The 26,937-nt window shown below is 61.4% G+C and carries 30 protein-coding genes; 14 read left to right on the top strand and 16 right to left on the bottom strand.

Annotated elements, in window-relative coordinates:
* Positions 1-217 precede the first annotated feature (217 nt).
* From PE058_RS08030 to PE058_RS08010, 5 genes are read right to left on the bottom strand one after another with little or no spacing between them, the layout of a single operon-like run.
* A complete protein-coding gene (locus PE058_RS08030; protein ID WP_020086945.1) occupies positions 218-1,114 on the bottom strand; it encodes a TatD family hydrolase in 897 nt (298 codons plus the stop codon).
* Positions 1,115-1,144: 30 nt separating this feature from the next.
* Entirely contained in the window at positions 1,145-2,017 is an 873-nt protein-coding gene (locus tag PE058_RS08025; RefSeq protein ID WP_271030298.1) for an EboA domain-containing protein, read from the bottom strand.
* Positions 2,018-2,033: 16 nt separating this feature from the next.
* Positions 2,034-2,882 carry a UbiA family prenyltransferase gene (locus PE058_RS08020; RefSeq protein ID WP_040498639.1) on the bottom strand — a complete coding sequence of 283 codons (849 nt, stop codon included), beginning with the start codon at positions 2,880-2,882 and terminating at the stop codon, positions 2,034-2,036.
* Positions 2,879-4,078, bottom strand: a complete 1,200-nt coding sequence (eboE, locus tag PE058_RS08015) for a metabolite traffic protein EboE (RefSeq protein ID WP_271030297.1) — start codon at positions 4,076-4,078, stop codon at positions 2,879-2,881. Before eboE ends, PE058_RS08020 begins: the two co-directional genes overlap by 4 nt.
* On the bottom strand, positions 4,078-5,289 hold the full coding sequence (locus PE058_RS08010; RefSeq protein ID WP_271030296.1) for a 3-dehydroquinate synthase: 1,212 nt from the start codon (positions 5,287-5,289) through the stop codon (positions 4,078-4,080). The genes eboE and PE058_RS08010 overlap by 1 nt, the downstream gene beginning before the upstream one ends.
* A gap of 576 nt (positions 5,290-5,865) precedes the next feature.
* Here PE058_RS08010 and PE058_RS08005 point away from each other — a divergent pair.
* The 7 genes from PE058_RS08005 (at position 5,866) to PE058_RS07975 (ending at position 12,308) form a co-directional block, all read left to right on the top strand.
* On the top strand, positions 5,866-7,224 hold the full coding sequence (locus tag PE058_RS08005) for a PQQ-dependent sugar dehydrogenase (protein WP_245257690.1): 1,359 nt from the start codon (positions 5,866-5,868) through the stop codon (positions 7,222-7,224).
* Between the two features lie 108 nt (positions 7,225-7,332).
* Positions 7,333-7,791, top strand: a complete 459-nt coding sequence (locus tag PE058_RS08000) for a c-type cytochrome (RefSeq protein WP_271030295.1) — start codon at positions 7,333-7,335, stop codon at positions 7,789-7,791.
* Between the two features lie 17 nt (positions 7,792-7,808).
* Positions 7,809-9,185: a nucleotide pyrophosphatase/phosphodiesterase family protein gene (locus PE058_RS07995; protein ID WP_271030294.1), complete on the top strand. Its 1,377-nt coding sequence runs from the start codon at positions 7,809-7,811 to the stop codon at positions 9,183-9,185.
* On the top strand, positions 9,169-9,729 hold the full coding sequence (gene idi / locus PE058_RS07990) for an isopentenyl-diphosphate Delta-isomerase (protein WP_271030293.1): 561 nt from the start codon (positions 9,169-9,171) through the stop codon (positions 9,727-9,729). Before PE058_RS07995 ends, idi begins: the two co-directional genes overlap by 17 nt.
* A 36-nt stretch (positions 9,730-9,765) precedes the next feature.
* Complete coding sequence (locus PE058_RS07985) at positions 9,766-10,227, top strand: GAF domain-containing protein (RefSeq protein WP_020086954.1); 462 nt, start codon at positions 9,766-9,768, stop codon at positions 10,225-10,227.
* Positions 10,228-10,235: 8 nt separating this feature from the next.
* Positions 10,236-10,961, top strand: a complete 726-nt coding sequence (locus tag PE058_RS07980) for a TVP38/TMEM64 family protein (protein ID WP_271030292.1) — start codon at positions 10,236-10,238, stop codon at positions 10,959-10,961.
* A gap of 138 nt (positions 10,962-11,099) precedes the next feature.
* Positions 11,100-12,308 carry an NAD(P)/FAD-dependent oxidoreductase gene (locus PE058_RS07975; protein WP_271030291.1) on the top strand — a complete coding sequence of 403 codons (1,209 nt, stop codon included), beginning with the start codon at positions 11,100-11,102 and terminating at the stop codon, positions 12,306-12,308.
* Here the strand turns inward: PE058_RS07975 and PE058_RS07970 are convergent.
* Positions 12,305-12,523, bottom strand: coding sequence for a hypothetical protein (locus PE058_RS07970; protein ID WP_271030290.1), 219 nt, complete (start codon positions 12,521-12,523; stop codon positions 12,305-12,307). The genes PE058_RS07975 and PE058_RS07970 overlap by 4 nt on opposite strands.
* Before the next feature lie 37 nt (positions 12,524-12,560).
* Entirely contained in the window at positions 12,561-12,791 is a 231-nt protein-coding gene (locus PE058_RS07965; RefSeq protein ID WP_271030289.1) for a hypothetical protein, read from the bottom strand.
* A gap of 222 nt (positions 12,792-13,013) precedes the next feature.
* On the opposite strand from PE058_RS07965, the gene PE058_RS07960 reads away from it, so the two are divergent.
* Positions 13,014-13,922: a DMT family transporter gene (locus PE058_RS07960; RefSeq protein WP_020086959.1), complete on the top strand. Its 909-nt coding sequence runs from the start codon at positions 13,014-13,016 to the stop codon at positions 13,920-13,922.
* A gap of 12 nt (positions 13,923-13,934) precedes the next feature.
* Here the strand turns inward: PE058_RS07960 and PE058_RS07955 are convergent, their stop codons facing one another.
* The 4 genes from PE058_RS07955 to PE058_RS07940 all read right to left on the bottom strand — a co-directional run bounded on the left by PE058_RS07955 (position 13,935) and on the right by PE058_RS07940 (position 16,158).
* Positions 13,935-14,495, bottom strand: a complete 561-nt coding sequence (locus tag PE058_RS07955) for a hypothetical protein (protein ID WP_271030288.1) — start codon at positions 14,493-14,495, stop codon at positions 13,935-13,937.
* A gap of 144 nt (positions 14,496-14,639) precedes the next feature.
* Positions 14,640-14,870 carry a hypothetical protein gene (locus PE058_RS07950; RefSeq protein WP_271030287.1) on the bottom strand — a complete coding sequence of 77 codons (231 nt, stop codon included), beginning with the start codon at positions 14,868-14,870 and terminating at the stop codon, positions 14,640-14,642.
* Between the two features lie 166 nt (positions 14,871-15,036).
* On the bottom strand, positions 15,037-15,168 hold the full coding sequence (locus tag PE058_RS07945) for a hypothetical protein (protein ID WP_271030286.1): 132 nt from the start codon (positions 15,166-15,168) through the stop codon (positions 15,037-15,039).
* Positions 15,169-15,639: 471 nt separating this feature from the next.
* Positions 15,640-16,158 carry a cupin domain-containing protein gene (locus tag PE058_RS07940; RefSeq protein WP_020086963.1) on the bottom strand — a complete coding sequence of 173 codons (519 nt, stop codon included), beginning with the start codon at positions 16,156-16,158 and terminating at the stop codon, positions 15,640-15,642.
* A gap of 336 nt (positions 16,159-16,494) precedes the next feature.
* Here PE058_RS07940 and PE058_RS07935 point away from each other — a divergent pair, with 336 nt between their 5' ends.
* Positions 16,495-16,758, top strand: coding sequence for a DUF1488 family protein (locus tag PE058_RS07935; RefSeq protein ID WP_271030285.1), 264 nt, complete (start codon positions 16,495-16,497; stop codon positions 16,756-16,758).
* Between the two features lie 181 nt (positions 16,759-16,939).
* Here the strand turns inward: PE058_RS07935 and irrA are convergent, their stop codons facing one another.
* The 5 genes from irrA to PE058_RS07910 form a co-directional block, all read right to left on the bottom strand.
* On the bottom strand, positions 16,940-17,443 hold the full coding sequence (gene irrA / locus PE058_RS07930) for an iron response transcriptional regulator IrrA (protein WP_020086965.1): 504 nt from the start codon (positions 17,441-17,443) through the stop codon (positions 16,940-16,942).
* Between the two features lie 44 nt (positions 17,444-17,487).
* Positions 17,488-18,564 carry an NADH:ubiquinone reductase (Na(+)-transporting) subunit F gene (locus PE058_RS07925; protein ID WP_020086966.1) on the bottom strand — a complete coding sequence of 359 codons (1,077 nt, stop codon included), beginning with the start codon at positions 18,562-18,564 and terminating at the stop codon, positions 17,488-17,490.
* Between the two features lie 48 nt (positions 18,565-18,612).
* Positions 18,613-19,020, bottom strand: a complete 408-nt coding sequence (locus tag PE058_RS07920) for a group I truncated hemoglobin (protein ID WP_271030284.1) — start codon at positions 19,018-19,020, stop codon at positions 18,613-18,615.
* 76 nt (positions 19,021-19,096) lie between these two features.
* On the bottom strand, positions 19,097-20,374 hold the full coding sequence (locus tag PE058_RS07915; protein WP_198011213.1) for a fatty acid desaturase: 1,278 nt from the start codon (positions 20,372-20,374) through the stop codon (positions 19,097-19,099).
* A gap of 300 nt (positions 20,375-20,674) precedes the next feature.
* Positions 20,675-21,304, bottom strand: coding sequence for a peroxiredoxin (locus PE058_RS07910; RefSeq protein ID WP_020086970.1), 630 nt, complete (start codon positions 21,302-21,304; stop codon positions 20,675-20,677).
* A gap of 302 nt (positions 21,305-21,606) precedes the next feature.
* Between PE058_RS07910 and PE058_RS07905 the strand changes: the two genes are divergently transcribed.
* The 5 genes from PE058_RS07905 to PE058_RS07885 all read left to right on the top strand — a co-directional run bounded on the left by PE058_RS07905 (position 21,607) and on the right by PE058_RS07885 (position 26,936).
* Positions 21,607-22,227, top strand: coding sequence for an FMN-dependent NADH-azoreductase (locus PE058_RS07905; RefSeq protein WP_026868187.1), 621 nt, complete (start codon positions 21,607-21,609; stop codon positions 22,225-22,227).
* A gap of 306 nt (positions 22,228-22,533) precedes the next feature.
* The gene (locus PE058_RS07900) at positions 22,534-22,812 is read left to right on the top strand and encodes a Nif11-like leader peptide family natural product precursor (RefSeq protein ID WP_271030283.1); all 279 of its coding nucleotides are present in this window, start codon (positions 22,534-22,536) and stop codon (positions 22,810-22,812) included.
* Between the two features lie 30 nt (positions 22,813-22,842).
* The gene (locus PE058_RS07895) at positions 22,843-23,145 is read left to right on the top strand and encodes a hypothetical protein (RefSeq protein ID WP_020086973.1); all 303 of its coding nucleotides are present in this window, start codon (positions 22,843-22,845) and stop codon (positions 23,143-23,145) included.
* A gap of 80 nt (positions 23,146-23,225) precedes the next feature.
* The gene (locus tag PE058_RS07890) at positions 23,226-24,392 is read left to right on the top strand and encodes an acyl-CoA dehydrogenase family protein (protein ID WP_020086974.1); all 1,167 of its coding nucleotides are present in this window, start codon (positions 23,226-23,228) and stop codon (positions 24,390-24,392) included.
* Between the two features lie 81 nt (positions 24,393-24,473).
* A complete protein-coding gene (locus PE058_RS07885; RefSeq protein WP_020086975.1) occupies positions 24,474-26,936 on the top strand; it encodes a PAS domain S-box protein in 2,463 nt (820 codons plus the stop codon).
* Position 26,937: the final 1 nt, after the last annotated feature.

Below are 26,937 nucleotides of genomic sequence, written 5' to 3'. Positions count from 1 at the left end.
GCCCGAGACGCGCGAAGTCCACCCGCTTCGCCGACACACAGCCCCCCAGAGATCTAAAGACAGCGAAGCTTTGCGCCACAGGCTCCCGCACGCAAGGGCTCGGCTGCGGATAGAATTTATTTTTTGCTCCATCGCTCGACTACCCGCGATGGTAAACAGCGAGCAGCGCGCTGAACTTGGTAAAGAGGCGGCGCGAGCCGAGCGCGATGGGGCCGCCTCACCCGGCGTCTTTAGTGACCACACGCGGCGCCTGTCCTCCGCGCAGCACCGTATTCCCCTGATAGAGGGTGCGCTGGTCGATCGGCGGCGGCGAGAGCCAGTCGTCCTCGCTCATCTGGCCGCTCTTGCCATAGACCGCCAGGGCGTTCGCATAGGTGACGAGGCGGATAGCCTCCGCGGTGAGACCTTGATCCGCCATGAGCTGCGCCGTCTTCGGCACCGAAAGCGGATCCGACACCCCCCAATCGCAAGCCGAATCCACGATGAGCCGCTCCGGCCCATAGGTCTTGACCAGCGAGACCATCCGCTCCGCGGTCATCTTCGAATGCGGATAGATGGAGAAGGCGGCCCAGAAGCCGCGATCCTTCACTTCCCCGATCGTCTCCTCGTTGACGTGGTCGATGACGACCCGCGAAGGATCGACTTTGTGCTCCAGGATGACATCCATCGAGCGCGACGCGCCACGCTTCTTGTCGCGATGCGGCGTGTGGATCATCACGGGAAGATCGAGATCGCGCGCCAGGTCCAGCTGCAGGCGGAAATATTTGTCCTCGAGCGCGGTCTGCTCGTCGTAGCCGATCTCGCCGATGGCGACGACACCCTCCTTGGTCGCGAATGAGGGCAGGATCTCCATCACGCCTTCTGCGAGCGCCTCGTTGTTCGCCTCCTTCGAATTGAGACCGATGCAGCAATAGTGGCGCACCCCGAACTGCCCGGCGCGAAAGCGCTCGAAGCCCAGAATGTGCGAGAGGTAATCCTTGTAGCTGCCGACGTTGGTGCGGGCCTGCCCGATCCAGAACGCGGGCTCGATGACGGCGACAACCCCCGCGCTCGCCATGGCTTCATAGTCGTTCGTCGTGCGCGAGATCATGTGAGCGTGGGGATCGATGTACATCGGAGGTCTCCAAACGAGTGTCGTGAGAGGTCAGGCTATCATGGTCCAGGTGAGGCGCCCGTCGCGGGCAGCGGCGGCGAGATCGGGGGCAGCTTCGAGCGCGGCCTTCGCGGACGGATGCGGCGACTCGGAAAGGGCGAGCGCCGCCCCGCCCCGCTCGGCCTCGGAGCCATCGCACAGGATGGAGGCGAGCATCGCGATCTCCGCCCCCTCCAGGAAGGGCGCAACGCAGCGCCACAGCTCCGGCGAGATGGTGCGGCCGGCCGCTCGCCGCTCGGCGGCGTAATCGATCAACATGCGCGCAAGATCAGCGTTGCGGCGCGCATCCAGCCCCTGGATGGGCCAGAGGCGGCTGCCGATGAACAGCGTCTTCACCACCATCTGGTTCCACTGCGCATCGCTGAACTGCTCGCGCGGATAGGGATTGCGATGAGCGACAGCCTCGAAAATCGGCTGCATGGCCGACCGGACGCCCTCCGCCGCATGAGAAACCAAGCGAGCGGGCGCGGGAAAGAGCGGCAGGCCCCGCAAAAGCGCGATCTGCTCGCCGATCTCCGCCGCGGCGAGTATTCGGTCGAAGGCCCCGGCAAAGGCGGCCTCGTCGCCCCGGAAGCTCGCGAGAACAAAGAGAATGCGCGCCGCCTGATCCACGCTCCAGCCCGTCGCATCGAGGTCAGGACGGATTTCCCGTCCAGCCTCCTGCTCGGCAAACGAGAGCGCGAGATCGTCCTTGCCCACCTTGCGCGGCGCAAGCCCGATCGCGATCCCGAGTTGAAGGGGCCGCTCTCCCCCTTCGATGAGCGCGATCTGCTGATCGAGCCAGCCGAGCGCCTCCGGGGAGAGACGCGAGGCGAGCCATCCATGAAGCAGCGCTTTGGCTCTCTCGACCTGTGTCATATCCATGCCCGTGCTTCCCATCTCAGGTGCCTGGAACAACGCGCTGCAACGCCAGCGTCAAACAGAAGAAGGCGAGACAGACGAGTGCCAGCATCACGTTCCCATGCGCACTCGCGACGACGGCATCCACGAGCGCGATGGATGCGATCAGAAGACCGACAGCACGTTCCCGATCGCTCGCCAAACCCGACTTTGATCGAAACACCGCCCATCCGATTGCTCCAGTCGCAACCGCAGCCAGCAACGACGAAGCCATCGTGATCTCCCCATCGGCCAGTCCAAGCACGATCGGGGCTGCGAGAAGGGCGGCAGGCCAGAAGGTCGGCAGAGACCGGAAGGCCACGCCTTTCGCGACGAGCGTCAAACCGGCCACATAGAGCAGCAGCGCCAGCGCTGCGCCGATGATCGGCGCAGACAGCGCAGCCCCGGCCGCAAGCACGGTGCCGATATAAACAAGCGCGCGGCAGAGCCCCATGATTAGCGGCGAGATGGGGTTACCTTTGTGCCAAGCATCGTAAACGAGAATAGCGGCCGCGAGCGCGCCACCTGCGGCAGCCGCGCCGAGGCCGAACATTGAGAGCCCCGCCACGCCGCACGCGAGAAGCCCGCCGCCGATGCCCCACACCGCGCCAGGGGAAATCTCGCCAGACGGCAACGGGCGCTCAGGCCGGACGCGCGCATCGATCTCACGATCGAATGCATCGTTGAGGAACATGCCGCCCGTATAGAGCGCGGACATCGCGATCGCGACAAGCACGAGCTCGCTCATGCCGAGACCACCCGCCAGCACGGAGGCCGCCAGAACGTTGCTCCAAACCGTCGGCAGGTTGGAGATGCGCGCCAGCCGAAGTAGCGACAAGGTCGTGCTCACGCGCCGAGCTCCGCCCGCACCCACTGAAGCTCCCGCACGATATCGCCGACGATCTCGGACGATTTGAGCGCCTCGGGAAGAACGTTCCAGGTATAAGTCTCGACTTCGAGATGCGGCGAGATCTCCTGTGTCCGGCACAGAGCCAGAGCCTCGCGGAGGTTCTGCTGCGTGGAGCCGAGCGTCTCGAAACGGTCGACGAACACAGGCACGTGGCAGTGAACACGCCACTCTCCCCCGGCCGAACCCCGCCGCGCCGTAAGAAAGGCCTCGGGCAAATCCGTGTGGCGCGTAATCTCTCCGTTACGCCGCTGCACGGTTTGATGGAGGTAGATGCCATCGTCGAAGCGGCCGAGCAGCCGTTCGAAATGCGAGGCATCGCCCGTCGCGCTGAGCGCGGCGCTGAGTTGTAGCTTCGCAACCGCGATACCGGCCGCCCGCACCGCTGCGAGCGTCGGCGCGGTTTCCTCAAACGCCACCGCCGAATGACACACATCGAAGCAGAGGCCGATATGGCGTCTCAGGCTGGCTTCCGCTTCGGCTGCCGGCACCTCGGCCAACCGTGAAAAGAGCGCGCGCCCGGTTCCCGAAAAGATATGGTCTTGAAGAAAGCTCAGCGCCTCCGACGTGGTTTCGAGGAAGCAGGCAGGCTCGGGCTCTATGGCAAGCGTGATCAACCGCCCCATCTCGCGAGAAATGCCGTAGAGATGAAAAGCCGCGCGTGCGAACCCCTCGGCAATGCGATCGACGTCGGCCTTGGTGGTGACGCCCGCTTTGAAAGCGCCCGGCACGGTACTGATGCTCGCTGTCATCCCGCCCGGAGCGATGTCTGAGAGGATATCGGCCACCAGATTGGTGAAGGCCAGCCTCTCGTGCGTGCGCCAGTCGGGCGCGTAGACCATCTCCTTTACGCGCGTGCCATGAAAACTTCCGTACGGAAACGCGTTGATCGTGAACACATAGAAGTCGCCGTCCGAAAGGAACTGCTTGAAGCGCGAGCGCACCGACGACTGGGATAGACCTGCGGCAGCCAACGCCGAGAGCCGCAGACCGACACCCATAGGCGCATCTGGAGAGACCTGCCGCTTCACCTCGGGAAGATAGCGCGCGAGCGCTGCCTCCACCTCCGGCCAGCTCTCTCCGGCATGAATGTTCGTGCAGTAGGTAAGATGCGGCCGTCCGGGAAGCGCAAGCTGCATCAGGCCCCAGCCTCCGCCCGCAGCCAATCCAGCGCATTTTCAACCAGCTCGGGATCCATGGTGTGAACTTCGACGCCGGTGCCGAGCTCGCTGAGAAGCGTAATGGTGAGCTCCCCGCCCAGGTGCTCGCGAAACTCCTCGAGGCCCTTGAGCAGAAGCCGGCGGCCACTGGCGTCCCGCCGGTCGGCAGCCTCATGCCAGAGCGCAAACCCGAGACGCTCGAGAAGGCGGGTCACGCGCTTCTCCTCACCTGCGGGAAGGTGACCTGCGAGCACGGAGTAGCGCGTATCGAGCGCAATTCCGATCGCGACGGCCTCGCCATGGCGAAGCTCGTAAGCGGACAGCACTTCGAGCTTGTGCGCGGCCCAGTGACCGAAATCGAGCGGACGGACGCTGCCGCGCTCGAAAGGGTCACCTCCGTGCGCGATCTGGCGCATATGAAGAAGCGCACAATGACGGATGAGCTTATCGAGAGGCTCGGAAGCGAAAATCGCAAGCGCTTCCGCCTTCTCCTCGAGCCACTCGAAGAAAGACCTGTCGCGAATGAGCGCCACCTTCACCGCCTCCGCCATTCCCGCGCGCTTGTCGCGTCCTGGAAGCACGTCGATGAAAGCCGAGTCGTTGATCACGGCGTTCGGCGGAACGAATGTGCCGAGCATGTTCTTCATGCCGAAAGCGTTGATGCCGTTTTTCACGCCGACACCCGAGTCGTTCTGGGCGAGCACCGTCGTCGGAATGCGAACGTGCCGTATGCCCCGGTGCGTCGTCGCGGCCGCATATCCCACGAGATCGAGCACCGCGCCGCCACCGACACAGACGACATAGGAATGGCGGTCGAGCCCGTCGCTTACGAACCGCTGCTGAAGCTCGGAGACGCGCCGCGGATCGTTCTTCACAGCTTCGCCCCCGGCGAGGCTCACGACAGGTCCGGCGAGCGAGAGGTTCGGGGTGGCATCGACGTAGGCCGCTATCCGCCGCTTGAGGTCCGGCATCTCGCGCTCGACGCCTTCGTCGACGACGAACGTCAACAGATTGGCCGCGCCCGCGCTTTTAGGGCCGATCAGATCCGCCAGCGTTCTATTCTCGGCTGAAAAAACGTCCCGTGTAAAAAAAACGGGAAATTCATAAGAGACAGAGAAACGCTGCAAGAAAGTCCTTGCATTATTTTCGGCCCGCAATGGTGGAATGGCCAAAGCTAAATCTCGCGACACGACGTTTCCCCACAAAGCGCGTTTATTCTTAGTCAGAAGCCCTGAAGCGCCACGGGATCAAAGCCACATCGGAGGCCAGAATTTTTCCCGGCCATGCGACAGCTGTGTCCTTTGCGACCAGAGCGGACGGCTAAGTTCTGCTCCAATTACCGGGCGCTGGCAACACACAGACGCTCCCCAAATACAGACCCCAGACGAGATCCAGGAGCCACCCCTTGCTTAAAATTGAGCCTCCCTGACGCCAATCGGGAATTAATCCCACAACACCGCCGGATAACTATCCATTGATTATTTTGACTACTTCCCGATTTGATATAATTTCCTGATATTCAAATTTTCTTGATTGCGCTAAATCAAGAACTAGTTGTTCTATAGGCGGCGCGCGCATTCATGCCGCACAATGCAAATGCAGTTTCGGCACTGCAGGTGCATTTCTTTGCGCAACGCAAAATAGTCCGCCGTCGCGCAAAACGCTTCGTATAGAAACAAAACTGTAAATGGGAGAACGTCCAAATGCGAATGCGGTTCTTAATGTCCGCGTCGATATTGGCGGCCGGCCTCCTCGGGACCGGGTCTGTGACCGCGGTCGCGCAGGAGGTTCCCAAGACGCCGGACCAAGTGGCTCGGCCGGGAGGGAAGCTGCCTGGAGATCCGAAGATTGCCGTCGTCAAGGTCGCCGAAGGCTTCCTTGATCCTGTCGGTGTTGCCTCTGCGCGAGACGGCACCGGACGCATCTTCGTGGTCGAACGCCAGGGCAAGATCAAAATCGTCAACAAGGACGGCAAGATCAACGAGAAGCCGTTCCTCGACCTGACGAAGAACAGCCCGCTCGGCAGCGAAGTGCAGACCGGCTTCGTGGAGCAGGGCCTCTGGGCCGTTGCCTTCCATCCGAAGTTCAAGGAGAACGGCCACTTCTTCGTGAGCTATGCGTCTCTGCCCTTCAACGGCGCGCACATCATCGCCCGTTACACGGTTGATCCGGCGAGCCCGGATGTCGTGTCGGTCGAGCATGCCAACAAGACCGTAAAGGTCATCATGAACATCCCGCAGCCTTACTACAATCACTACGGCGGCGGCATCCAGTTCGGACCCGACGGCAACCTCTACATCGGCAAGGGTGACGCAGGCTGGGAAGGCGATCCGCTCGACGCTGGCCAGCGCAAGGACGTGCTCTGGGGCAAGATGCTTCGCATCAACGTCGATACGCCCGATGACGTGGCGTACACGATCCCCAAGGACAACCCCTGGGCCGGCGCCTATCAGGATCGCATGATGACGCTCTTCGGCATCACCGAGAAGGGCTTCTCCCAGATCCATATGGGCGCTCGGGGTGAATCGTGGGCCTACGGCCTGCGCAATCCCTACGCGTTCCACTTCAACGCCAAGACCGGCGACCTCTTCATCGCCGACGTCGGCCAGAACCATCTCGAGGAGATCAACTGGCAGCCCGCATCGAGCAAGGGCGGCGAGAACTATGGCTGGAAGCACAACATGGGCACCAACTGCCATCCGATGACTGGACCGGATGACAAGTGCCCGATCGTTGGCGTGCTCCCGGCTGCACAGTATCCGCACCAGGAGCCCTATCCTGGCGCCGAGAAGCTGAAGGACGGCTGGGGCTGCTCGGTTCAGGGTCTCGGCGTCGCGAACTACGGCGGCATGAACGGCGTGTTCCTGACCGGCGACTGGTGCTCGGGCCGCATCTTCGGCACCGGCTGGGATGGCAGCAAGTGGCAGCTCCAGGAGCTCGCCCAGACCGCGCTGCAGTTCACGGCCGGCAACACCGACGAGGACGGCACCGTGCTCGCAGTGAACTGCAACTGCTTCTACCTGGACGACAAGGGCGCTGCGGCCAACCCGCCGGGCGCTCTCTGGAAGATCCTGCCGGCCGACAAGGTTCCGGCTGGAGCGGAAGTCGCGAAGACGAAGAAGTAGTCAACACGTTTAGCCACGCAAAAAAGGAAGGCCCTTGCACCCCCCATGGGTGGGAGGGCCTTCCGCCTGAGAAGAGCCGAAGTTTCGATCAAACATGCGATGAGCGCCATGCTGCCTAAAATTCGGACGAAAGCACTCCTGACTGCCCTGACACTCGCTGCTGCCGCGGCGGCTGCGCCGGCTCTCGCCGACGTCGAGTTCCGCCACGCACTCGACGACTCCGCGCTCGATCTCTCCCCGATCAAAGGCGAGGAGATCACCGACGCCGTGAAGTCGTTCCGCAAGGATGGCGTCAATCCCTACAACGGCAACGCCGAGGCGCTGGCTGCCGGCAAGACAATCTACGAGGACAACTGTCAGGCCTGTCACCTCGACGACGGCCGCGGCGGCATGGGACCGAGCCTGATCGACAACGTCTTTGTGAACGCGCGCGCGAACACGGACGTCGGCATGTTCGAGATCATCCACTCCGGCGCCTCGGGCGCCATGCGATCGTTCTCCCAGCGCGGGGTGACGCAGGACCAGATCCTGAAGGTCATCGCCTATATCCATTCTCTCAAGAAGTAGGCCTAAGCCGGGAGACGATGCATCCTACCGTTGTCATTAACGTCGTTGGATTGACGCCGGCCCTTCTTGGCCCTCGCACGCCAAATCTGTCGCGTCTCGCCGCAAACGGCTGCCAGCGTCCTTTGCGGACCGTCACGCCGGCCGTCACCTGCTCGGCGCAAGCGACGTTCGTGACCGGCCTTCCGCCGAGCGAGCATGGCATCGTCGGCAACGGCTGGCTGTTCCGCGACCTGATGGAGGTCTGGCTTTGGCGCCAGTCCAACCGGCTCGTCGCGGGAGAGCGCGTGTGGGACGCCGCAAAGGCGCGAGACCCCAGCTTCACCTGCGCCAATCTCTTCTGGTGGTACGCGATGGCGGCTTCGACCGATATCGCCGTCACCCCTCGGCCGATCTATAAGGCCGATGGCCGCAAGCTCCCCGATTGCTATTCCGATCCGCCCGAGCTGCGCGACGAGCTTACGCGGAAGCTCGGCGCTTTCCCCCTTTTTCACTTCTGGGGACCGGCAACATCGATCGCGTCGAGCCGATGGATTGCGGACTCGGCAAAGCACGTGCTCGCGGCCAACGATCCGACCCTCACCCTCGTCTACCTCCCGCATCTCGATTACGGCCTGCAGCGTCTCGGACCCGACCACCCCGAAATCGCAAAGGATGTCGAGGAGATCGACACGGTCGTGGGAGACCTCATCGATACCGCGAAAGCCCAAGGCCGGCGCGTCATCGTGCTGTCCGAGTACGGCATCGTACCCGTCAACCGTCCCGTGCACATCAACCGCGCCCTTCGCGAGGCCGGTCTCCTGGCCGTACGCGAGGAGGAAGGCGGCGAGATCCTCGATATTCCCCGCTGCCGCGCGTTTGCCCTCGCCGATCATCAGGTCGCGCATGTCTACGTGCGCGATCCGGACGATATTCCCAAGGCGCGCGAGGCGATCGAACGGCTGCCCGGCGTGGCCCATGTTCTCGACAGCCAGCAGCAGGCGAAGTGGAACCTCGACCACGAACGCTCCGGCGAGCTCGTCGCCATTTCCGCCGCCGATTCCTGGTTCACCTACTACTATTGGCTCGACGACGCCCGCGCGCCGGACTTCGCCCGGACGGTCGACATTCACAAGAAGCCGGGCTATGACCCCGCAGAGCTGTTCCTGGATCCAGGAATTCGCTGGCCGAAGCTCGCTATCGCATGGCGTCTCCTCAAGAAGGCGTTCGGATTTCGGACACTGATGGACGTCATCCCCCTTGATGCGTCCCTCGTGAAAGGCTCTCATGGACGAGCGGACGGCCCGGCGGCTCACGGACCGGTCTTCCTGTCGTCGGCGCCGCATCTCGTGCCGGAGGGCACCATCGATGCGCGTCAAGTGAAAGGGCTGATGCTCTCCCATGTCTTCGATCCATAACGAGCACTCTCTGCAGCCAACGAGCGAACATCTCATCCTCGTCGACGCGGACGACCGTGAGATCGGAACGGCCGAGAAGATCGATGCCCATCGTCGCGCGTTGCTCCACCGCGCGTTCTCGGTCATCGTTTGGGATTCGGAGGGACGCCAGCTCCTGCAGAAGCGCGCCGCGAGCAAGTATCATTCCGGCGGGCTCTGGACGAACGCCTGTTGCGGACACCCCCGGCCGGACGAGCCGGTCGCCGATGCCGCGCAACGCCGCCTCGGCGAGGAAATGGGCTTCTCCTGCCCTCTCGAATGGCTCGGCACCGTCCAATACCATGCCGCCTTCGACAACGGTTTGAGCGAGCACGAAATCGTGCATGTGTTTCGCGGCCGATATGACGGCCCCTTGCAGCCCGATCCTGCCGAGGCCGAGGATTATCGGTGGTCCTCGATCGAAGAAATCCGCAGCGACATCGCTGCCGAACCCGATCGCTTCAGCGTCTGGTACCTGCGCTACATCGCCGAGGAATGGCCCATGGCCCTGATGCCGCCTCGCTAGCCTCGGCTTCCTTGCTTCTCAAGAGGAATGCGAAACATGACGATCGAAACCGAACGAAGCGCTGCGCAGCACGCATCCTCCGCACTGGCCCGCATCGTGCGAGACTATGCGGCTGACAGCGGCACGATCCATTTTCTGGGCAATGACGGCTTGCTGCATCTCGCGGCCGCCTCTCAGGGCATGCCCGACCACGTCCTCGCGATCATAAAGACGATCCCCGTCGGCAAGGGAATGGCGGGCCTCGCCGTCGAACGCGCCAAGCCGGTCGATGCCTGCAACATTCAGACGGACACGAGCGGCGACGTGCGTCCTGGCGCTAAGGCGACAGGACTCGCCGGCTCGATCGTCGTTCCTATCTTCGATGGCGATACGGTCATTGGCGCCCTTGGCGTCGCCAATCGCTCCGAGCGCACGTTCTCCGAGAACGAGATCGCAGGCCTTGTCGACGAGGGCCGGAAGCTCGCGGCTGCGCGGCCCCGCTTATCAGGCGCCGATTGAGCAGGCCGATGCCCGGCGATGGCCTCGACATGGACCGTGAGGCCGCCGCGCGTGAACAAAACGCGCAGAAGTCTCCAGTGTCTTCATGGCCCCGTCGAGCGCGGAAGCTTGCGCTCCTTCTGCTCGTGATGATTGCGATCGTCGTAGTTCCGTTCCTGCTGTTCGGCGAGACGCTGGATCGGCTGGCTCGCGACATGATGATGAGCCCGCTTTCCCGGCCACTCGCCGCCGTCGCGGGATTTCTTCTGCTCGCCGCCGACGTCGTCCTGCCCATACCGTCGACCGTCGTGATCTCCATTCTTGGCGCTGTCTTGGGTATCGCGGGCGGAACACTCGTAGCCACCGCCGCGCTCACGCTCGGGTGCGCCTTGGGCTACTGGCTCGGACACCGCCTGGGCCACGACGTCACCGAGCGCATGATCGGACGCGAGGACTTTCAGTACCTGACACATCAGTTCGAACGCTATGGCTTGCTCATGCTCGTTCTTTGCCGTCCCGTGCCGGTTCTGGCTGAGGCCTCCGTCATCGCAGCGGGCGTAGCGGGTTTGCCTGCCGGACACGTTCTGGCTATCACGACTCTCGCGAACATCGGTGTCGCGGCGACCTATGCTTCGCTCGGATCGAGTGCGGAAACCGGCAGCGGACTTCTCGCTGCACTCGCAGCCTCCATCGGCCTGCCGCTCGTGGCCATGTTGACGGCCAAGACCGTGAGGCGCGCCACGCGCGCCCGTTGACGAAGGCTCGCGTCTTTTGGACGCGACGCATGCGCCGGTCGGCGTGCCCGCGCGAATGATCCTTCCCAGCGCGTGTCCGGAACCCGTCTGGATCTCGGACGTTATCCCGGCTGCCCAGCAGCCCAGATACACACCGACGTGCCAACTTCCCCAAAAGACCTGCGCGGCGGCGACCCGCTTTGGGCGGAGAGCCCCCGCATCACCGTTCGCCACCGGTCGCGGCTCGACAACGAGAGCTGTGACGTCGCTGTCGTCGGCGCTGGCATCAGCGGCGCCCTCATCGCGCTCAGCCTCGCCGAGAAGGGGCATGACGTGGTCGTGCTGGACCGCCGCCCGCCATGCCACGGCAGCACCTTGGCCAGCACCGCCATGATCCAGTTCGAGCTGGACACGACACTCGTGGATCTTGCCGAAAAAATTGGGGCGACCCCAGCGCGGCGAGCCTACCGGCGTTCCTACGCAGCGGTGAAGAAACTGGGAACACTCATCGAGCGGCATGGCCTGAGTTGTGCATGGAAGGAACGCGACGCCCTCTATCTTGCAGGCGACGAACACGGGTGGCGCGCCCTCGAAACGGAGGCGAAGCGCCGCGCCAAGGCAGGGCTGCCTTCGACGTTTCTCGATCACGACACCCTTCTCGCGTCCTACGGAATCGAGCGGACAGGTGCGATCCTCTCGTCCGGTGCCGCAGAAGTGAACCCGGTGCAGCTTGCCGCCGGATGCCTGCGGATCGCTCAACGGTCCGGTGCGCGGCTCTACTCACCTTGCGAAGTCAAAAGCGTAAGAACGCGAAAGGATGGCGTCGACCTCGATACGGCGGATGGCGCCAGTATCTCGGCCCGCCGCGTGGTGTTCGCAACGGGATACGAGGTCATACACGGGCTTCCGCGCGACCGCTTCGACATCATCTCGACATGGGCACTCGCCACCAATCCGCTCAACGCCGACGAGGTCTGGCCGGATCGCTGCCTGATCTGGGAGGCGTCCGACCCCTATCTCTACATGCGCATGACGCACGACAATCGCATCCTCGCGGGCGGCGAAGATTCGAAACTGATCGATGCTGACCGCCGCGATGCCGCCATTCCGAACAAGGCCGCACGCCTCCTCGCTAAGATCGAGAAGCTGCTGCCTGGCCGCAGGCTGAAAGTAGACTACGCATGGGCGGGCGCCTTCGCCGACAGCCCGACGGGCTTGCCCCACATCGCCCCACTCGCGAACCTGCCGCATTGCTTCGCCGTTCTCGGCTGCGGCGGCAATGGCATCACCTTCAGCGTGATCGCAGCCGATGTCGTCTCCGCCTGGGTCGAAGGACGAAAGGATCCCGATGCCGACTTGTACGTCTAAGCGCCTATGAGCTCCGCAACACGGCTGCCGGGTCCATCCGCGCGACCATTCACACCGGCACCGTCCGTGTTCACCACCGAGAACTCCGGCATCAGCAGAACGACCGCTGTTCGATTGATCTGGCTCGGCGTATCGAAGAGGCCGACGACCTTTACGATGTATTCACCGCCGAGACGCACCCGCCGCCCCGGCAGAAGCGGACTTCCGGCCCTCAATGATCGACACCGAGTCCCAGAGGAACGAGCCGTCCTTTCAGCCAAGAACGGAAGCGGAATAGCTCTGCAGGATGGAGAGCAGACGGACCAGCATCGGCGAGGACTGGGCAACGGCCGGGTCCGGCGCGATGCGCGCCTCCACGCTCTCCGGGACGATGACCGCGGCATCCACGGAACGGCGCACGCCCAGAAATACCTCAACCTCACCGTGCTGCTCCCAATAGCGAACCGCGCCTAGTTGGCTGATCTCGCGCAACCCAATACGCACATCGAAAACACTCCGCCGCTGACATCAATCAGAGCATCCCTCACTGAACTCTGCTCCTATGGACCTCACAGGGCACAGCCGTTCGCCAGCGCGGGAGGGAAAGCGCCGGCGGCACCGCAAGTGCCGTGCGACATCCACATAGTGCCAAACGGCACTATTGCGGTCGGTTTTTCGCCGACACGATATTGATAGAACGATGACGGGGTACGGGGCTCCACTCACATGGCCACCAGCACGATTGAAAGACCTGCGAATACGAAGCAGGATCTGCGCATGCGGCGGCTCGGCGTCGCTCTCGTTGCGGCGTCGGCGGTTTGTTGGAGCACCGCCGGTCTGTTCGTGCGCGTTGCCGATCTCGACTCCGCAACGCTCATCGTCTGGTCCGCCATCGCCGCGTGCCTCGGCCTCGGACTTGTCTGCGCGGTCCGCCTGGGGCGCAACTTTCTGCGTGAGATCGTCGGGATCGGCATATCCGGCGTACTCTACGTCACCGTCGCCGCTGTATGCAGCATCAGCTACATCATCTCGCTGCGCTACACGACTGTTGCCAACGTGATGACAATCTACGCGGCCCTTCCCTTTCTCGCCACGGCCATAGCGTTTTTCTGGCTACGCGAGCGGGTGAGCCGGCCCTTCGTGATCGCCGGTGCGTTCGCGATGGCCGGCGTCGCCATCACCGCGGGCGCGGCCGCCACCACGGACGACATCATCGGGCTCGTTGCAGGCTTCGTAATGACCGCGAGCTTTGCCGCCCAGCTCGTCTTCGCAAAGCGCTACCCCAAGATGGACATCCTTCTGGTGAGCGCGATTTCGGCAGGTGTGACAGCCATTATCGCCGCTCCGTTCATGAACACTGACGTGGTGCTCACGCCGATGCAGCTCACCGGCAGCGCGTTGTACGGGCTGATCCCCTATGGGCTCGGAACCGCGCTCGCCCTGGCCGGCGGCCGCCTCGTCAAATCGGGCGAGGCCGGATTCATAGCCATGCTCGACGTCGTGCTTGGTCCAGTCTGGGTCTGGCTCTTCTTCAGCGAGCAGCCGGCCGTCGAAGCCGTGATCGGCGGCACCATGGTGCTCTGCGCAGTCGCCTGGTATCTCTCGAAAGAAGGAAATCCTGCGAGCGAAGCGTAACGCGGGCCCTTTTCAAGGGGCGGCTGTTACGCCCAGATTGGTCTGGCGACATTGGCCGCCGAGATTTCGGAACTCGTTGCTCCGGATCCCGGCCTCCACCGGCAGGACACCCCGCGAGTCGAGCTTCAAGCCATAAAGCACGATGCGTGTGGCGCCATCCGGCGACGTGATCGTCGCCTCTCCGTCTTCGTTGAGGCCGTAGGTCCAGATCGGGCGATCATTGCCTTCGAACGCAGTCCGCGTGCCTTCCGCCGACACAAAGGCGCGTTGGAGAAAGCGGGGCGGCTCGCCCTTCGAAATCGCAGCATCGAAATAGAAGATGATAGCCGTGCTGTTATGCATAAAGGCCGTGAACGAACAATCGAGCGACGGCGACAGGATGTCTTCAGATGGCTTCTGACGCGTCTCCGCAGCCTTTGACGGAGGCGCGGAAGGCTCACCGGACGAATACACAGCAAAAAAGCCTACCAGAAGAGCGGTTGCGATCCCCGCCGCCATTAGAACCACGGATCTGCCGGATAGGCGCGCTTCCATAGAGAATGACTCCAATTGCCGTCGTCCGGCATCCTGCATACTCGCTCATAGCAGGATCCGTCCAAGGTGGGAGCCCAATTCTCGCCTCGTGTCACGGGAACAAATGGATCGCGACGAGCGCACCGGAATAATCACAACGGCATCGACGCTCATCGAAGCTTGCAGAAACAAGGAGTACCAACCTCAGGATTTCTCTTCGTGCACGCTCTTCAACAGAGCGACGATCTCGCGGTAGCCTAGAGACGAAGATATCGAGACTTCCCCCGCTCGTCCGGCGCGCGTATCGAATTTCACGACATAGGCCTCAGACTGTTTGCGGGACGGAGTGATCTCCGCCTCGCCGATCTGCGCATCGTAGATTGCCTCCTTGATACGCTGGACGGCTTCTCTCATTACGCCGCTGTTCTTGTCCATTCTCCGCCTTCCTCCTCCGATCGCCCAAAAACGCGCCTAGGCGCACCGGAGTACCTGTCCCTGCATCTCGCCGCGAACGGCGCAGCAAGGGGAACGGAGATTGCACGAACTCTTCAAAGGAGTGTGCTCCCCATTCCCCGTTGCGGGCTCCCGGCCCTCGGCTCGCTCAGCGCTGGAGCATCTGTTGGACAGATGCGATGAATTGCAGGATCGAATCCGTCGGCGATCCGTTCAACACGGAGGCCACCAGCCATGCCATTCCGCCAAACATCACGATCCCCAACAGCAGGATCGTCATCGACGGAGCCGTCTCGTGTGCTTCGCCGAACTCACGAAAGAACCTTCCCATATTCCCTCCCTTTTTTGATTGAGAATAGTGAAGAGGTAGGCATGGGGTCAGGCGCACCGTCAACACGTGGGAATTTCGGGGTAGGTACGCAATTGTCCTCACGTCGAAAAACTCCGCGATTTCACTCGCCGAGAACTCAGGCGCAGAGGGCGTTTATCCCCGCGGACAAAGCCTGCCTCTCCGCCCTCCTTCGAGGGTTCGAAAAAAATGCGGGGGCGCTGGCACAAGGCATCAGCGCCCCCGCAGGGCATCCTAAAGCAAATATCGACGACAGGATCGAAGCGACCTGCTGACCGCTGGCGCTAAGTCAGAAAAGGCACGAGAGCCCAACTGATAACCAGCGCAATGACAACCCCGTCAAGCGCTGCTCGCCGTCGCTGTGTTGCGGCTTGAAGCATGTGCTTCTCTCACTCTTACCGCTTACTTGGCCTCTGCAGCCTTGGTGGCAATGGCGTCGACGGGCTTCTCGAAGCCGATGAAGATGACGCACGCATCGGGTCCCTCGCACTTTGCGGAGTGGGGCATACCCGCCGGAATGAGCGTATAGGCGCCCTGATCGAGCGAAGCCTGACGGCCGCCGTCAAAGGTCACACTGAATTTCCCCTTCACCAGAACCACATGCTCCGGCGAATGATGCCAGTGCCCCTTCAGCTCGGTTCCAGGCGCCGCCCTGAGATAGACGTCAGCCGCTCCCTTTGCCGGATCTCCGCTCAACACCGTCACCTCGCAGCCGGACGGGAAGATATCGGGACACGGTCCCCACTTCAGGTTCTTGTCATCCGGCGAGGTGGTGATCAATTCGCCTACGACCTGCGGCGGCGCCCCGTGATTGTCAGCGCTCGCCGACTGCAGACCGACGCAGGCGCCGGCCAACCCAGCGAGCACACCCAGAGCCAAACGAGATACGCCGGTGCGGGCGCGGATCCCCTGTCGAACCATTGTGAGTTCCTCTCCTCAATATTTCTGTCTCCACCCATCATCCGTTTCGCTCGAGATGGGCAGATCGCGCTCACGCGACAGCCGAAATATCGGGCCGATTAAGCGGCCGCGAAATACGCTTGTCTGCGCGGCGGGTCGCGTAGTTCTACTTGCAGCGGCAGGAAGAAAATTCGATTGATCGCGGCCCGTCGAACGCGCTTTTTCAGTCTCGTCTGTTACGGCAAATCCCGGCGACGAAACGTTCGAGGCCCATCTAAAAAAAAACTCCCGCGCGGCAAGCAGGATCACCCGCCTGCGAACCCGCATCACTCATGAACGAAGGAACCCATCCATCCCATGCCACTCACGCCTAACGAAGAAGCACCCGTCGTCGAGGGCCTCGCGGTCCGCTGGACCATGTCTAACGGAGCAAAGCGCCAGGTTTGCTGGGTCCGTTCTGCCGCGCTCGAAAAGCTCGAAGGTAATCCCGATCTAGAAAGGAGCGCATTTCTCGATGCCTTCAACAGGCATCGCGCGCTGCTGGAGGCAACCGCGAGCGACATCTTCGACAAGGGCAAACTTGACGGGCCGAACGTGATCGTTCGCAAGGAGAACATCTAGACTGCCCGAGTTGGCTTCCATCGCCCCCCTCGTTAGGACGGCCGCCGACGGGGCACTAGACGCAGACACCGTCGATGCTCATTCGCGCAAAAAAAAGGCCGAGAGCTCGCTCATTGCGGGCACTCGGCAGGAAGGACACGATGAGAGGGGAAGCACCTTGCCAGCTTTACGCTGGCCGTCTCTAGTCTTCGCGCCTCCTCAGGCGCAGCACGACCTCAATTCTGGCGATCTCCATGCCTGCAGGCAGCGGCGGGAGATGATCGATGGAAAGATAGCCTGACGGAACATCGACGATGCAGTCGTCCTCTTCCATCAGAAGGTGATGGTGCTCGGACACGTTGGTATCAAACCAGGCTTTCGCCGTGTCGGTTGCCAGCCTCCGAAGAAGTCCGGCGTTCGTGAACTGCTGAAGCGTGTTGTACACAGTCGCGAGCGAGACAGGGATCTCCACGCGCATGGCTTCTTCGTACAGCATGTCAGCCGTCGTATGGCGGTCGCCTTTTCCGAAAAGAAGCTTCGCGAGTTCCATCCGCTGACGCGTCGGCCTGAGACCGGCATCACGCAGCTTCGTTCCGAGATCCCGAGACACGCAGGGCGACGTGCAAAAGGCGCACTTCAATTTGAGGCCAGCCTCGAAGCTGTCAGCTCCACTGTTGCAGTCAGGCATGTTGGTCAGATTGTCCATCCTGAGTTCCCCCTTTTCTTGTTGCCTTTCATGGTCTGGGCGACTTAGGCCCGTCCGCCGGGCATCGAAGATGCATCAAGGAATTTGTCGAAGAAGATTCGCTGCTCGCCGATGCCGAGCGCCTTGAGGCGGCTGACCGCTGCATCCACCATGACCGGCGGGCCGCAGAGATAAGCCTGCCCATCGGACGCCTCCAGCATCCCTTCGGCTATGGCGTTGGGACAGTGCCCGGTCGCGCCATCCCATCCATCGGCGGCCGTCTCCTGAGAAAGCACCGGAAGGAAGGAAAACTGACCATTGAGCTGCTTCGAATACTCTTCGATCTCGTCGAGGCAATAGAGATCATTCCGCGTGCGCGCTCCGAAGATCAGGGTTACCTTCCCCTTACGACCTTCATCGATGAACTGTTGCATGAGAGCGCGGATCGGCGCCAAGCCGCTGCCTCCCGCGACGAGCAGGATCGATCCCGAAGGCTCCCGCAAATAGAAGGATCCATGCGGCCCCTCGAGGAGCACGCGATCGCCTCTCCGGTCACCGGTATGCAGCCATTCGGTAAGGGATCCGTTAGGCACGCGGCGAATGAAGAAGCTGACGTTGTTGGGCTTCTCATGCGAGGGCGAACGCGAGAACGAGTAGGATCGCGCCTTGTCGATGACGCCGGGAATGGTCACGTCGGCATATTGTCCGGGGAGGTAATCGGTGAGAGCCGCCTCGAGCTCGATCCCCACGTCGAGGATGTCGTGCGTCAGCTTTTCGACCCTCGAAATCCGCCCTTCGATGCGCCGCGACTTCGCGAGCTCCACCCCGTTTGCCTCGAGCGGAACCTCAACCTCGATATCGCTGCGAAGCATCGTCTGACAGGCAAGGATGTAGCCTTGGTCCAGCTCCTCGCCTGTCAGCACGTAGCTGAAATCGTTTAGCGGCTTGATTTGACCGCTCACGAGCTTGCACTTGCACGAACCACAACTTCCAACGCGACAATTGTAGGGCCAGTTTATCCCATTCTCCAACGCGACCTTGAGAAGGTTCTCCGACGACCCGCCCTTGACGGAAATCGTCTTCCCCAGGGGCGAGATCGTGGCGTTGAAAGGACCTTTGTTCTTTTTGAAGAAACCAAACATTGCGGCGTTCCAGTGCTCCGATGAGAGGGCGTTGCGGTCGGGCGTGCTCTAGAGATGAACGACCTCCGGCTTCATCGAATACAGAATGCAGAGGATCTCATCCCTCTCGCGCTTACCGACCTTGCAACGGTCAAGCGCGTCGAGCACGTCGTCACAAACCGCAACGAACTCCGCTTCGTTGATGTTCATGCCCGTATGAGTGGTGATCATGTCCTTGCCGGTGTACGTCTCGGGCCCGCCAAACCCGGCGCAGCACATCTCCGTCACGAGTCGCTTCACCTCAGTCGGGTTGCTCCGGACGTAACGCTGTTTGACGAGGGGATTTGACGTGTGGTTCTGCCAAATGATCTCCACGATCTCCTCGATGCGAGGACGGCCTCCAAGCCGCTCGTAGAGCGTACCGGCCTGCTGGTCAGAGTTGAGAACTGGCACTTCCGCCGCAGATGCTTCCGACATTTGCAATATTCTCCCTGAATGCGATCCGCCATTTTGGCGGATCGCGTTTTGTTGTTGTCGTAGTCTGGATAGGAGGTCAGCTCACGTAGCTGACTTCGAGGCGCTTGCCTTCGACCTTGCGCGGGTCGATGTCGTAGCCGACGGCCTTGTTGATCTTGGCTGCGATCTTGCGCTCCTCGGGGGTCGCGAAGTCGCGGTCCCAGATGGCAAGCTTGCGGCGCATGATGTAGTGCCAGAGCGGCGGGAACAGAGCGATCACGAACTCGGTGTAGTAGCCGATGCGTGCGTTCGGCGCGCCCGTGGGAGGACCACCCACGCCGGTGAGCTCCCAAAAGTGGGTCTCGCCGCGATCGTGGTGATCAGCCTGACGGCCAATCTCGATGAAGGCCCAGCCGGTGAAGATCGTGTCGTTGTCCCAAGAGTGACGATACTCGATGGGCTCGCCCTTCACGCGGATGAGACCGTAGTGCTCCATGTAGTTGAGCGCTTCGAGCTCGAAGTTCGAGATGATCCAGACGACCAGCATCGCGGCGAGACCAATGAGGACGCCGGTTGCATCGCCGCTGCCGAGGTAGCCGGCGCCGGCGAACAGAGCCACCGTCGGAATGCTCATGAGGTAGCCGCGGATCCAGCGGTTCGAGAGCGAGAAGAACGACTTGCCCATACGCTTCAGGCGCTTGCTCTCGGTAAGGATGCCGAAATACGACTGGCCGATATGCGAGACGATGAAGTGCGTGTAGATCGAGCGGCCACGCGGAGCCGTCGCCGGATCCGTGTCGTCACCCATCTTGTTGCCTTCCGGTCCGAGCCAGGCGCGGCCGAGTTCCAGGTGATGGTTGTAGACATGCGCAAAGCAGAAATGCGCAGTGCCGGAGAGTGCCATCATCCAACGCGAAACCAGGAAGCCGAAGCCCTTCGTATGAGAAAGCTCATGGCCGAAGATGATGCCGAGGCCCTGATGCATGCCCGCGCCGATGGTCGCTGCGATCAGCGTCACCGTATCGATGCCGTTCATGTACTCGAAGCCGTTCCACGTCATCGTCTCGATCGGAACGCCAGCGACGTACTGATAGACGCGCCAGGCGAGCGCAAGCTGAAGTCCGATGAAGGTGATCAGCTGAACGTACATCATCGAGTTCAGAATGGCGGGAATGCCCGATGCCGATCCATCCTTGTCGGATGCAGCGCCACGAAGATGGAACGGAGACGAAAGAGTGTCGACGATGATGTTGACGGCAAAGATGCCAATGCCGAGCCAGGCCCATTCGCCGCCCTTGAGAATGCCAAGGGTGCATGCGAGCACCCCGAGCGGGGTGTACAAGTACACCAGGTGACCAAGTATCAATTTCTTCATTTCATTCTTTCCCTTCTTGCCGAATTCCGCCACATCTGCAGCAAGTTCGCGCTGACCTTTTTTTTGCCATCAGCGGGCGAATAAACTTTTTCGCTCTCGCTGATCAGCCACTGCAATTCCACCTATACATTTTGGCTACGCTCGTTTTCCATGCGTGAGATTACGCCCTCTCGCGTAGTCTCACGTCCGATGCGGCGTCTAACCGGAATGGCGCTGCGACGGCGCATTTCGACTGCACGCTGAAACAGAGCGAGCATGACAAACAGGACGGCAATTGCCATTGCTGTTGTGAGCAAGCGATTACTCCGCCAGCTCGACAATCCGCAGATAGGGCTTGAGCTCCTTCCAGCCCTGCGGGAACAGGTCCTTCGCCTGCTCGTTAGAGATGCTTGGCGGGATGATTGCCGCCTCACCCGGCTTCCAGTTGACGGGCGTTGCCACTTTGTGGCGATCCGAAGTCTGCAGGCTGTCGACGACGCGAAGGATCTCGTCGAAGTTGCGTCCTGCGCTCGGCGGATAGGTCATCGTGAGACGCACCCGCTTGGACGGATCTATGATAAACACCGAACGCACGGTGATCGTCGGATCGCAATCAGGATGGATCATGCCGTAGAGCTTGCTGACCGCGCGGTCCGCATCGGCAAGCACAGGGAAATTCAGGCACTGCCCCTGCGTTTCCTCGATGTCCTTTTCCCAACCGATATGGTTTTCGCCGGTATCGACCGAGAGACCGATGACCTTGACGTTGCGCTTTTCCCATTCCGGCATCAGGCGAGCGGCCGCGGCCAGCTCTGTCGTGCACACCGGGGTGTAATCCTTGGGATGGCTGAAAAGGATACCCCACGAGTCTCCCAGCCATTTATGGAACTCGATAACGCCGCGACTGCTCTCTTGCTTGAAGTCCGGCGCGATCTGACCGAGCGATATCACTGTCTGTAACTCCTTGGATTCAAGTTTCCTGACACCCCGACAGCGAGACCGTTCACCCGTGAGCGCGCACGCGTGCGATTGCCTCAGCCGTCATTACAGGGTGCTGCGATCGATACATTTGAGATATTTGGCGGGCTACCCGTTAGATTACGGGCGTGCACGTAGTTACCCGTCCTGCCGGATACCGGCCGCCTATGGTGTTATGCGCACGCCGCGTCACACCTCCTGCACATCTCGAGCAGACGCCGGCTTTCGGACTCACGTCGCGCAAAGCGCGCTAACAACTCATCCAAGGGACGGAAATGACTCGATTGCTTTACATCCAGGCGTCACCAAGAGGAGAGCGCTCTGCCTCGGCTCACGTCGCGCAGGCCTATATCGAAGCCGTAAAAAAGAAAGGCAGTGTTGAGGTCGATACGATCGACGTCTGGAATGACGAGCTGCCTCCGTTCAACGGCCCCGCATTGGACGGCAAGTATGCCGGCCTCGCCGGAACGCCTCTCACCGACGAGCAGACCGCGGCTTGGGCAGCAATCCACAGCCTCGGCGAGCGGTTCAGGAAGGCCAATCAGATCGTCGTTGCCGTTCCCATGTGGAACTTCGGAGTTCCCTACAAGCTCAAGCAGCTGATCGACCTCGTCACGCAGAAGGACGTGACGTTCCTGTTCGGCGCGAACGGCTTCGACGGAATGCTGAAAACTCAAAAGGCCGTTCTGGTTTGCGCGCGCGGCCTCGGCTACGGCGAAGGCGGGCTCCCTGAAGCGCAGTTCGACTATCAGAATGCCTACTTGAAGTCTTGGCTCACCTTCCTCGGCATCACCGACATCCACACCATCAAGGTCGAGAAGACGCTGCTCGGCGACGCCGAGCGTGAGGCCTCTCTCGCCAAGGGCACGGCGGAAGCGGCAGCCCTCGCCGCATAGCTCAGCCCGATAGCTCTGGCCACGCAAGCGCCACTCGTGCTCATGCAGCACGGGTGGCCTTTTTATCCTGGACAGTGCGGGCTCCACACCGCCCATCCCGCCGCGGGAACCTGCGAAAATGGAGCGGCAAACCACGTAGTACTACGTGTTCCAAGTCAATTTTCACGCGATTATTCTCAAGCAACCCGCAACATTGCGTCCGAGCATACGTTTCCCGTGCGCTTTACAAAGGGGACTTGCCGTTGATTATAGACCGACCGCTCATATTGGGTGGAATACATATAATCCGACAAGACGGGAGAAAACATGCTTGAGAAAGCAATGCAGCGCGACGCGGAATCGCGCATCTTCGAGAAGGAAATAAAGAAACTCGGCGAAATTCTGATGGCAGATCCAGCACTTCTGGGAAAGCTCGATACCACACCCGACAAATCCGCGTTCATCGATATGTACATGGCAATGGCCAAGGAACGCGGCCTCAAATTCACACGCGACGACCTGTTGATCGCGGTGCAGGAGCAGAAGCAAGGCCAGGACTGGATCCTTCCGAAAAAGGTCATCCGCATGATTGCGGACCGGTTCTGAGACGCCATAGGAACTGAAGGAAACGCAAAGATGAGCAACGACATCAAAACCACTGAAGGGCGCGTGGTCGGCAGCTGGGACGGCGTGTGCGCCAAGGAATTCATGGCGGAAATCGGGCGCGTGCGAAAAGCGCTCGCCGCTGCGGGCAACGGCGAGAAATTACAGCCCAGGGACATGCCTCACAGGGACCAGCTTCCGGCTGATCTGAAGAGCTTCAACGCCTATCCCCTGTGGGGATGCGACAAGAACGGTCAGTGTGTTGTGGGCGCGGGCGCGAACCGCATCGAGCCCGTGGAGAAGGTCTTGTCGTTTTCCCTCGTTGAGCACCACTAGCCAAGGCCCTAGACTGGAGCTGCCCACGAATGAACCGGGGAGGGCCTAGGCCCTCCCCTATTTGATAGAGAGAACCGAGAATGTCGTTTTGGGAGGCCGGCAGCGCTGCCATTCTGCGAAAGACCGAGGAGATCGCGCGAGACGTTCTCGCACCACAGGCGGAGCGTATCGATACAGACGCAGTATGGCCGGAGAAGAGCCTCCGGACGTTGCTCGCGGAAGGCTTCGGGGGGCTGCTCGTCCCGCGCCAGTACGGCGGCAAGGGCCAGGGTATGCAAACGCTGGCGCGCGTTTGCGAGGCGCTGAGCAGGGGATGTGCATCCACTGGAATTTGCTACGGCATGCACTGCGTCGGAACGTCCGTGATCTCGGTGAACGCGACGGATGCGCAACAGGAGAACTTCCTCACCCCGATTTGCCAGGGCAAGCACATCACCACGCTCTCACTGAGCGAAACGGGAACCGGCGTACACTTCTACCTGCCGCAGACGCGACTGGACTCGGTTCCCCCGGAGCACTACCTGCTCAACGGCGAAAAGGTCTTCGTCACGAATGGAGGGCACGCTGATTCCTATGTCGTGTCGGCCGTGGCCGGCTCGCCAGAGGCGCCGGCAGGACGGTTTTCATGCGTCGTAGTGCCGGGCAGCACGATGGGACTGAGCTGGGGCCAGCCCTGGAACGGCGTCGGCATGCGGGGAAATTCTTCGCGCTCCATGACGCTGCGTAGCGTGAAAGTACCCCGCTACTGCCTGCTCGGGCGCGAGGGCGACCAGATCTGGTACATTTTCAACGTCATCACACCCTTCTTCCTGATCGCCATTTCCGCGACTTACCTGGGTATTGCCGCGAGCGCCCTCGAGGAGGCCCGCACCCACATCACACAGCGCCGCCACGTGCACACCGGATCTCTGTCGCAAGCACCCATCGTGCAACATCGCATTGGCGTGCTGTGGGGGATGCTGGAGCGGACGCGGCGCCTCATCTACAGCGCGGCCGCAAGTTTCGACGCGGGCGAGCCCGACGCGCTGATTCCGGTCATGGCCAGCAAAGCCGAGCTTGCAGACGCAGTCGTCACGATCGTGAACGAAGCCATGACGTTGACAGGCGGACGCGGCTATGCCGAGGGCTCCAGGCTGTCACGCCATTTGAGAGATGTGCGCGCGGTCCATCTCATGTCTCCATCGACGGATCTATTGAGAACCTGGATCGGCAGATGGGTTCTCGGCGTACCGTTTCTCGCCGACTGATTGCCTCAACGGACGCGATAGTCCTGTCTTCAGCGGCGGAGAGTGCAAAACGCGATGCCACACACGACGAAAGCCATCCAAATGCAGGCCAGAGCGACCCGCCTGGCCTCGACTGGAAGCGACTCGTGTCGGCTCCTTTTTGTCGACGTCGACCAGCAGCTCGGCTTCCATCTCGCGAACAATCTCACCCGCCTCCACCACATCGAGTTCATCCCGGGCAGCGAACAATGCCTGAGCGAGCTGAAGGCAGGCGTCGAGTTCGTAGATGCCGTTTTGCTCGGCCCGGACATCGAGGACAAGGTCGGCACCGCCCAGAGCATCAATATGCTCGACAAGCGGATCCCCATCGTCATCCTCAGCACCGATGTGAACTGCGCCAGGCTGCGGCAGAACCTGATGTTCAGCCCTTTTCTGGGCCATGAGGTTCTCGTCTGGCCAACCAGCGACATCGATGGTCTCGCCGCCGTGCTCGCAGACGCAGCCGAACGACGCCAGCAGCGCCTGCGCTACCAGAAGGCGACGCTCGCGAATGCGCATGTCCAGCTCGAGGTGCTACCCCTTCTCCAGTCGGCCAACGCGGAGTTCATCGAGGGGCTCTTCGACAACGAGCCGATAGCCGTTCTCGTCACGGATCAACATGGGATTGTCCGGCGGCTCAATCGCCAATCCATGCAGATTCTGGGAATCAAGGAACAGCACGGCCTCGGGCGGCCGCTGCGAGAGCTATTTCCCCGCAAAGAGCATCGGCGGCTGTCCGCACTCCTCAAGCTCGCCCTGGGATCGGAAGATCCGCTTCCCCCCGAAATTTTCGAGCTTCCGATGGACGGCGGCAAGAGCGTCTACATCGAAGTGACGTTCGCCGCATTTTCCGCGAGGAATGGCAAGCGCGGCGGAGCGATGGTCGTCATCCAGGAGGTGACGCTCCGCGTGCAAGCGGAGCAGAAGCGCACGGAGGCCGTCGTCGAGCTTCGCCTGATAGCGAACACGCTGCGGGCCTTCCACGCCATCAACACCGACACCACGCTCACCTTTCCGCGGAAGATACGCCAGGTGCTCCACCTCGGCTGCGAGCAGTTCGGCTTGCCGATCGGCATCATCTCCCGGGTGGAGGGAAATACCCTCACCATTCTCGAATCCATATCCGATCTTCCCCGGTTCTCGGTAGGGCGGAGGCTCGGCCTCGACCGGACTTACTGTTCCACGACGATCGACTCCGTCGAGCCGATCGCACTCGAAGATGCCGGAAACTCGGAATGGTGCACCCATTCGACTTATCGCGAAACCGGCTTTGAAGCATACTTCGGTGCCCGCATCGTCATCGACGGCAAGCCCTTCGGAACGCTCTGCTTTATCGGCCGGACAAGACGAAAGCGCCCGTTCACATCCGCCGAGCGCGAAACGCTCAAACTCATGTCGCAGTGGATTGCGAACGAGCTTCAGCGTGAGCTTGCCGAAGCCCACATGAGAAAGCTGTCGAGCGCCATCGAGCAGACCGCCGACAGCGTCGTCATCACGGATTTTCTGGGCTGCGTGGAGTACGTGAATTCATCCTTCGAGTTCCTCACCGGCTATGAGCGCGCAGAAATCGTTGGACAGGCCGCAAACTTCCTCAGCACCAATGGCAAGCTGCGCACCGATCTTTGGGAGGCTATCGGCAAACGCAGAAACTTCCAGTTCCTCCGAACGGACCGGACGAAGTCCGGCACGACGTTTCATGAACAAATGACGATCAGCCCGCTTCGGGACACGGACGGCCACATCACGCACTTCATCGCGACGGGCCGGGATGTGACAGGCCTCATCGAGGCGAAAGCGACCGATCGCAAGCGCCAGGCCGAGCTCACGCACGTGGCGCGTCTCAGCACCCTCGGCGGCATGGTCTCCGGCCTTGCGCACGAGTTGAACCAGCCGCTTTGCGCGATCATGACCTACGCGCAAACCTGCCTTCGCAAGATTGGCGGAGAGAATCCGGATCTCGACGATCTAAAACACGGACTGAACCAGATCGTCCGGCAAGCCGAGAGGGCAGACGAGATATTCGTCCGCATCAGGAATTTCTCGCGCAAGCGGGAAATCAAGCGGCAACGAACCGACGTGCGGGAAATACTCAACAACTCGCTCGCCTTCGTGGAGACGGAAATCCACCACAACAACATCAAGCTTCAGATCCGCGCGCCCAAGAAAGCACGATTGGTCTTCGTAGACGCGGTTCAGATTCAACAGGTGCTGATCAACCTCATCCGCAACAGCATCGACGCGCTGAGCGGTGTCGACGAGGCAAAGCGCACTTTAAAAATAAACGTGACGGCCGACGGCGACAGCCTGACCAAGATTTCCGTGTCCGACAATGGGTGCGGATGTCAGGAGGCACACATGGACCGTCTCTTCGAGCCGTTTTTTACGACAAAGGAAGCCGGCCTCGGTGTCGGTCTCAGCATAAGCCAGGGAATCGTCGAGGCCCACGGCGGGAAGCTATGGCTTCACCAGACCTCGCCAAAGGGATCGACGTTCTGCGTGACCGTACCCAATTGGAAACGAGCCTGAT

Source organism: Hyphomicrobium sp. DMF-1 (genome assembly GCF_027886585.1).
GTDB classification, from domain to species: domain Bacteria; phylum Pseudomonadota; class Alphaproteobacteria; order Rhizobiales; family Hyphomicrobiaceae; genus Hyphomicrobium_C; species Hyphomicrobium_C zavarzinii.
Note: the sequence above shows the minus strand (reverse complement) of the source record. Positions and strands in the feature narration are given on the sequence as shown.